This is a genomic window from Streptomyces sp. NPDC058375 (assembly GCF_042723425.1).
GTDB lineage: Bacteria > Actinomycetota > Actinomycetes > Streptomycetales > Streptomycetaceae > Streptomyces > Streptomyces durocortorensis.
The window spans coordinates 24,265-30,956 of the sequence record NZ_JBHXJG010000063.1 but is presented as its reverse complement, the minus strand read 5'-3'; the positions used below and the strand labels follow the sequence as shown (position 1 = coordinate 30,956).

At 71.7% G+C, this 6,692-nt stretch carries 7 protein-coding genes and 1 pseudogene; 5 read left to right on the top strand and 3 right to left on the bottom strand.

Annotated features, from left to right (window positions below; translation table 11 throughout):
• Positions 1-39: 39 nt before the first annotated feature.
• Entirely contained in the window at positions 40-1,386 is a 1,347-nt protein-coding gene (locus ACFWM7_RS13610) for a 6-phospho-beta-glucosidase (protein ID WP_383259619.1), read from the top strand.
• 79 nt (positions 1,387-1,465) lie between these two features.
• Here the strand turns inward: ACFWM7_RS13610 and ACFWM7_RS13605 are convergent, their stop codons facing one another.
• Together ACFWM7_RS13605 and ACFWM7_RS13600 are read right to left on the bottom strand one after the other, a co-directional pair.
• On the bottom strand, positions 1,466-1,903 hold the full coding sequence (locus ACFWM7_RS13605; protein WP_383259613.1) for a hypothetical protein: 438 nt from the start codon (positions 1,901-1,903) through the stop codon (positions 1,466-1,468).
• Complete coding sequence (locus ACFWM7_RS13600) at positions 1,897-2,373, bottom strand: ATP-binding protein (protein WP_383259610.1); 477 nt, start codon at positions 2,371-2,373, stop codon at positions 1,897-1,899. The genes ACFWM7_RS13605 and ACFWM7_RS13600 overlap by 7 nt, the downstream gene beginning before the upstream one ends.
• Positions 2,374-2,578: 205 nt before the next feature.
• Between ACFWM7_RS13600 and ACFWM7_RS13595 the strand changes: the two genes are divergently transcribed.
• From ACFWM7_RS13595 to ACFWM7_RS13580, 4 genes and pseudogenes are all read left to right on the top strand, one after another.
• Positions 2,579-3,439, top strand: coding sequence for a helix-turn-helix domain-containing protein (locus ACFWM7_RS13595; protein WP_383259605.1), 861 nt, complete (start codon positions 2,579-2,581; stop codon positions 3,437-3,439).
• Complete coding sequence (locus ACFWM7_RS13590; RefSeq protein ID WP_205086702.1) at positions 3,439-3,675, top strand: DUF397 domain-containing protein; 237 nt, start codon at positions 3,439-3,441, stop codon at positions 3,673-3,675. The genes ACFWM7_RS13595 and ACFWM7_RS13590 overlap by 1 nt, the downstream gene beginning before the upstream one ends.
• A 64-nt stretch (positions 3,676-3,739) precedes the next feature.
• A pseudogene (locus tag ACFWM7_RS13585) lies at positions 3,740-3,997 on the top strand (SAM-dependent methyltransferase); the annotation flags it as partial.
• 99 nt (positions 3,998-4,096) lie between these two features.
• The gene (locus ACFWM7_RS13580; RefSeq protein ID WP_383259596.1) at positions 4,097-4,531 is read left to right on the top strand and encodes a YchJ family protein; all 435 of its coding nucleotides are present in this window, start codon (positions 4,097-4,099) and stop codon (positions 4,529-4,531) included.
• A 38-nt stretch (positions 4,532-4,569) separates the two neighbouring features.
• Here the strand turns inward: ACFWM7_RS13580 and ACFWM7_RS13575 are convergent, their stop codons facing one another.
• On the bottom strand, positions 4,570-6,663 hold the full coding sequence (locus ACFWM7_RS13575; protein WP_383259591.1) for an MDR family MFS transporter: 2,094 nt from the start codon (positions 6,661-6,663) through the stop codon (positions 4,570-4,572).
• Positions 6,664-6,692: the final 29 nt, after the last annotated feature.

The window sequence follows — 6,692 nt, the reverse complement described above, 5'->3', positions numbered from 1 at the left end:
GCGCCGTACCGCTGTGGCCTGCCCGTACCATCGAGCAGCGTGAAGCTGACAATTCTTGGCGGTGGCGGATTCCGGGTGCCTCTCGTGTACGGGGCCCTCCTCGGCGATCACGCCGAGGGCCGCGTCTCACAGGTCACGCTGTACGACACCGACGCCGACCGGCTCACCGCCGTCGCCCGCGTCCTCGCGGAACAGGGCCGGGACGTCGCGGACGCGCCCGCCGTCGTCGCCACCACGGAACTCGACGAGGCGCTGCGCGGCGCCGACTTCGTCTTCTCCGCCATCCGGGTCGGCGGGCTCGCCGGACGCGCCGCCGACGAACGGGTGGCCCTCGACGAAGGCGTGCTCGGCCAGGAGACCGTAGGCGCGGGCGGCATCGCGTACGGGCTGCGCACCGTCCCCGTCGCCCTCGAACTCGCCCGGCGCATCGCCCGGATCGCCCCGCAGGCCTGGGTCATCAACTTCACCAACCCGGCGGGCCTGGTCACCGAGGCCATGGCCCGGCACCTGGGCGACCGGGTCATCGGGATCTGCGACTCGCCGGTCGGCCTGGGACGGCGCATCGCCCGCGTCCTGGGCGCCGACCCGGACCGGGCCTGGATCGACTACGCCGGGCTCAACCACCTCGGGTGGGTGCAGGGGTTGTACGTGGAGGGGCGGGACGAACTGCCCCGGCTGCTCGCCGACCCGAAGCTGCTCGACACCTTCGAGGAGGGCCGCCTCTTCGGCGCGGAACTCCTCCGGTCGCTGGGCGCGATCCCCAACGAATACCTGCACTACTACTACGTCAACCGCGAGGCCGTACGCGCCTACCAGGAGGCGGAACAGACCCGGGGCGCGTTCCTCCAGGACCAGCAGGAGGGCTTCTACGCCCGCATGCGCGAACCCGGCACGCCCGCGTGGGCCACCTGGGACCGCACCCGCGCCGAACGCGAGGCGACGTACATGGCGGAGAACCGCGAGGTCGCCGGCGCGGGGGAGCGGGAGGAGAGCGACCTGGAGTCCGGCGGCTACGAACAGGTCGCGCTCGCCCTGATGCGCGCCGTCGCCCGCAACGAACGCGCCTCCCTGATCCTCAACGTCCGCAACCGCACGACGCTCTCGGCCCTGGACCCGGACGCCGTCGTCGAGGTGCCCTGCCTCGTCGACGCCAACGGGGCCCACCCGGTGGCCGTCTCACCGCTCCCGTACCACGCGGTCGGCCTCGTCACGGCGGTGAAGGCCGTGGAGCGGGCGGTGCTGGAGGCGGCGGAGAGCGGATCCCGCGCGGCGGCCGTCCAGGCCTTCGCCCTGCACCCGCTGGTCGACTCGGTGACGGTGGCCCGACGGCTGCTCGACCGGTACACCGAGGTCCACCCGGGGCTCGCGTACCTCGACGGGGCCTGACCCGGCCGGGAACACGACCGAACGAGACGGGCCCGACCTGACCGGGCCCGGCTCGTTCGGTCGCGGGCTCCGGGCCCGGTCAGCCGGACGCCACGACGCTCCGCGTACCGGCGGCCCCCCAGCTCGGTACCACCCCCGTCACCTGGCAGACCATCAGGAAGAGCGGAATGGGCGGGGTGTACGGCGTGAGGCCGTCCGGCGAGTGGATCAGCCGGGGCCGGCCGCCGGGCACGTCCGCGTCCCGCGCGTACGTCACCTGCTCGGGCCAGTCGAGATCCAGGTCGGAGCCGGCCGGGACGATCCACCACCAGCGGTCCGCGTCGGCGAACACGCAGCCGGTACGCGGCAGATGGGACATGAGGCGGAAGCCGTGCCGGGCGGGCACCCCGACCGCGTCGCAGCCCAGGCTGGCCGACATCGAGGCCGGCAGCGCCAGCCGCACCCGGCCGCCGCGGGCCTGGTCGGGCGTCCGGCCCCGGTGCGCCGCGCGCAGCCGGGACAGCGCGTTCCTCAGCATGGCTGCCCCGCGCCCGGCGGCTGCTCCGCGTCATGCGCCAGCTCCGCCCAGACGATGCGGCCGGAGGCGTCCCCGGCGTCGTGCGAACCCCAGGCGCTGCTCATCGCGTCGACGAGGAGCAGACCGCGGCCGTGCTCGTCGTCGGAGGAGTGGCGCAGCCGCGGGCCGCCGGGCTGGTGCCCCTGGTCCTGCACGGCTATCCGCAGTCGTCTGCCGAGCCGGCTCAGCTCGCACACCACCCGGGTGCTCGCGGTGTGCACGACCGCGTTGGTCACCAGCTCGGAGACGATGAGGACGGCCGCGTCGCAGGCGTCGCGGCCCAGCTTCCAGGCGTCCAGCCGGGCTCGCGTCAGCTCGCGCGCACCGGCCACCGACTCGGGGTGCGCCGGCAGCGCGAAGCAGTAACGGAGCGCCTCCGTCCCGGGACTGAGGTCCAAGAGCCGGGGGATGAGCGCACTGCCAGGTGCCACGACCGATCCTCACAGTGGGGGCTGCGTCACGCTTCGTTCCCCGGGTGCTCGGGGGCGGGCATGACTGAGCGAACTGGTTCGGGAGTCAACTCTCCCCCTGACGATGACACTTGGCAAGGGGCACTCTGAAATTTCCAGAGTGACTGTGTCGTTGGGGGCGCACGCGTGGCACACTGCTCGCAAACAGCGCATGGGGAGGTCTGAAGTGAGCGAACCGCGGTCCGCCCCGACCGTGGGCCAGGTCGTTCTCGGCAAGCGCCTGCAGGTTCTGCGCGAGCGTGTCGGCCTGACCCGAGACCAGGCGGCGAAGGTGCTCAGGGTCGCCCCGGCGACGATACGCAGAATGGAAACCGCCGAGGTCGGGCTCAAGATCCCCTACGTCCAGCTGCTGCTGAAGGCGTACGGCGTCGGCGACCAGGAGGCCGAGGCCTTCGTCGACCTGGCGGAGGAGGCGAACCGGCCGGGCTGGTGGCAGCGATTCCACGACGTGCTGCCCGACTGGTTCAGCATGTACGTCAGCCTGGAGGGCGCCGCGAGCCTGCTGCGCATGTACGAGCCGCATTTCGTGCCCGGGCTGCTCCAGACCGAGGACTACGCACGCTCCGTGATGCGTACCGGGGCGGTCGGCCAGACCCGCCCCGAGGACATCGAGCGCCATGTGGCGCTGCGGATGGAGCGGCAGTCCCTGCTGGCCAAGGACGACGCCCCCCGGCTGTGGGCGATCATGGACGAGACCGTTCTGCGGCGGCCCGTCGACAGCGCGCAGGTGATGCGCGGGCAGATCGACAAGCTCCTCGCGGCCACGGAGCTTCCCCACGTCACGCTGCAGATCGCGGAGTTCGCCGCCGGCCACCACCCGGGAACCTACGGTCCTTTCGTCCTCTTCCGGTTCGCCGTTCCCGAACTCCCCGACATGGTCTACAGCGAGTACCTGACCGGCGCCGTCTACTTCGACGCCCGCCCAGAGGTGGCCTCCTACCTCGAAGTCATGGACCGCATGGCGGCTCAGGCCGCGACTGCACAACGCACGAAGGAAATCCTCCGGGACTTCCGCAAGGAGCTGTGATGAACCACATATACAACGGCATGCCGGCCGGTGACCTCGGCTCCGAAGGCTGGTACAAGCCGTGGAGCGGCGGGAACGGCGGCAACTGCATCGAGGCCATGAAGCTCGCCGACGGGCGGGTCGCCGTACGCCAGTCCGCCGACCCGGAGGGCCCCGCCCTCATCTACTCCAACGGCGAGATCGCCGCGTTCATCCAGGGCGCCAAGGCCGGCCAGGCCGACTTCCTGCTCACCTGAGACCGCATCTGATGACTGCACCCCGCCTCTGTACGGACCTCTGACCACGGAGCGCGCCATGACCGGCTACCTGGTGCTCTCGCACACCACCGGCGACTTCAACCCGGAGGGCGCCGCGCAGGCCCGCGCCATGTACAAGGCGCGCGGGATGACGCTGCGCCCCCGCAGCCGCGCCGAACTCACGGCGTTCTTCGACGGCCTCGAACTGGTCGAACCGGGTGTCTCGCTCTCGGCCGACTGGCACCCGGAGCTCGGCCAGGCCATCGACGTACCCGGCGACGAGCCGATCCCCGGCTACGCGGGCGTGGCGCGCAAGCCCTGACGTCAACCCCGTCACCGCCGACCCGCGCACGGGGCGGGCCGACGGCGGCGAGCGATGCCTCGTACGCGCCTCCCCGCCGTCACGCGTCACAATGGACGCATGTCACGACGCACCTCCCGGCACCGGGCGACCGCCGCCCCGCGGATCACCCCCGCCTCCCCGTGCCCCTGCGGCCTGCCCGCCGTCTACGGGGAGTGCTGCGGCCGGTACCACTGCGGCAGCGCCGCCGCACCGACCTGCGAGGCCCTCATGCGCTCCCGGTACGCGGCCTTCGTCGTCCAGGACGCGGCGTACCTGCTGCGCACCTGGCACCCCGAGACCCGGCCGCCCGGCGTCGACTTCGATCCGTCGATGCGCTGGGTGGGCCTGGAGATCCTGGACACCACCGAGGGCAGCGCCTTCCACTCCACCGGAACGGTCACCTTCCGCGCCCACTACACCGACGACGGGCGCCCCGACTCCCTCCACGAAAAGAGCCGCTTCGTCCGGCACGAGGGCGCCTGGGTCTACACGACGGCGGTCTTCGTCGACTGACCGGCGCCCTGGGGGCCGGCGTACGCCCGGCCCGTGCGTCAGACCGGAGCCCCCACCCGCGACGATCCGCCGGAGCCGGCCGCGGGGGACAGCTCCTGGGCCAGGTCCTCCGCCAGCAGCCGCTTGGCGATCACGTCCACGGTGGCCCGGAGCTGAGCGTCGTCGGGGCGTGCGCCGTCCTCGGCCAGGCGGTCGTTGAGCCAGTGGCCCCAGGCGTCGGAGATCACCGCCGCCTCGCGCCGGCCCGCCGCCGTGTGCGAGAAGAGCCGGCCGTCGCCCGTCAGATAGCCCTCCTCGATCATCCGGTCGAAGACCGGCACCAGCACCTCCGGCGGAATCCGGTGCCGGGCCGCGATCAGCCCGAGGCCCGCGTGCCCGACCATCCGGGTGAACAGGTCCACCTGCATCACCGCCCAGGCCCCCGCCATGTCGAGCCGGGTGTCGGACTCGGCGGTGATCCGCCGGGCGGTGTCGGGGCCGGCGTTGTGCAGGATCGTGGCCACGGAATACTCCAGGACCTTCGCCGAGTCCCCGCTGCCCGGCTGGGCGAAGCCCTCGCCCATGTCCGTCGACCCGAGCCGCGCCGAGTCGCGCAGCTTCACCTCCTTGAGGAACAGCGCGACGACGAAGCCGATCAGCGCGATGGGCACCGTCCACAGGAACACGGTGTGCAACGTGTCCGCGTACGCCAGCGCCAGCGGTTCCGACTGGGCGTCGGGCAGCGCGTGCAGGGCCTGCGGACTCTGCGACGCACCGGCCAGCACCGCCGGGTCGCCGCCCGCCGCCACCGCCTGCGCGACCCCGTCGGTGAGGTTCGGCTTCAGCGCGTTGGCGTAGATGGTGCCGAACACCGCCGTGCCGAAGGCGCTGCCCAGCGTACGGAAGAACGTCACGCCCGAGGTGGCCGTACCCAGGTCCTCGTAGTCCACGGTGTTCTGCACGGCGATCGTCAGCACCTGCATGGCCAGCCCGATGCCGAGCCCCAGCACCACCATGTACAGCGACTCCAGCCAGACGCCGGTCCCCGGCCCCATCCGGGACAGCAGGAACAGCCCGGCCGCCATCACCAGCGTCCCCACGATCGGGAACACCCGGTAGCGGCCCGTCTTGCTCACCACGTTGCCGCTGAAGATCGAGGCGGCCAGCAGACCGGCGACCAGCGGCAGCGTCCGTACCCCCGAGAGCGTCGCCGAGTCCCCGTCCACGTACTGGAGGTAGGTCGGCAGGAAGATCATCGAGCCGAGCATCGCGAAGCCCACGATGAAGGAGAGGATCGAGCAGACGGTGAAGACCGGGTTCCGGAACAGCCGCATCGGCAGCATCGGTTCCTTCGCCCGCGTCTCCACCAGACAGAACAGCGCCAGGGCGATCAGCCCGCAGAGGAACAGCCCGATGATGACGGCCGACCCCCAGGCGTACTCGTTCCCGCCCCAACTCGTCGCCAGGATCAGCGCGCTCGCCCCGACGGTGACCAGCGCGATGCCCCGGTAGTCGATGACCGGCCGCCCCGTCGCCTTCACCGACGGGATGTTCCGGGCGGCGGCGATGACCACCACGATGGCGATGGGCACATTGACGTAGAACGCCCAGCGCCACGTCAGATGGTCCGTGAACAGCCCGCCGAGCAGCGGCCCGATCACGGTGGAGATACCGAAGACCGCCCCGATCGCGCCCTGGTACTTGCCGCGTTCGCGCAGCGGGATGACATCCGCGATCAGCGCCATCGACGTGACCATGAGACCGCCCGCGCCGATGCCCTGCATACCGCGCCAGATGATCAGCAGCAGCATGTCCGACGCCAGGCCGCACAGGAACGATCCCGTGATGAAGATGATCGCCGAGACCTGGAAGACCAGCTTCCGCCCGAACATGTCGCCGAACTTGCCGACCAGGACGGTGGCCACCGTCTCCGCCAGCAGATACGCGGTGACCACCCACGACATGTGCGCGGCCCCGCCCAGGTCCGAGACGATCGTCGGCAGGGCCGTGCCCACGATCGTCTGGTCCAGCGCCGCGAGCAGCATGCCGAGCACGATCGTCGCGAAGACGATGTTGCGCCGTCGCCGGTCGAGGACGGGCGGCGGCGCGGCGGCACTCTGCGCGGCGGGGGCTTGCTCGCTGGCAGTCGTCACCCCTGCACCCTCACACCGGCCCCCCGTCC